This is a genomic window from Pseudomonas sp. SAS7, assembly GCF_052112345.1.
Lineage (GTDB): Bacteria > Pseudomonadota > Gammaproteobacteria > Pseudomonadales > Pseudomonadaceae > Aquipseudomonas > Aquipseudomonas putida_Q.
This window is the reverse complement of the sequence record NZ_JBEGGO010000068.1, coordinates 1-333: the sequence shown is the minus strand read 5'-3', so window position 1 is coordinate 333 and position 333 is coordinate 1. Positions and strand designations below refer to the sequence as shown.

The following is a 333-nucleotide window of genomic DNA, read 5'->3' as shown; positions in this document are numbered from 1 at the left end:
GCCGGCCAACGGCACCAGCGGTTCGGTCACTGTCACTGCCCCGGACAACGTCTACGTCGGTAGCAACCCAGCAGTGGTCAACTCCATCGCTACCGTTGCTGGCGCTGATGTCGGCAAGTTCGAACAGCTGACCCTGGACAAAACGCCGGTCAGCACCACCGTTACTGACGAGCCCGGCACTCCGGGCAACGAAGGCGACCTGGTCAAGGTCACCATCACGGCTGATCAGACCTCCGTGGCGGAAAACGTCAAACCGACGTTCACCGTGCACATCAACCAGCCGCTGGACCACGACCTGGTCGTGACCCTGAGCAACAATGCCCAGGTCACCAT

1 protein-coding gene is annotated in these 333 nt (G+C 61.6%); it reads left to right on the top strand.

The features are described from left to right. Nucleotides 1-333, top strand: a 333-nt coding sequence (locus tag ABI582_RS28720; RefSeq protein ID WP_442120998.1) for an immunoglobulin-like domain-containing protein, incomplete at both ends; no start/stop codon positions are given.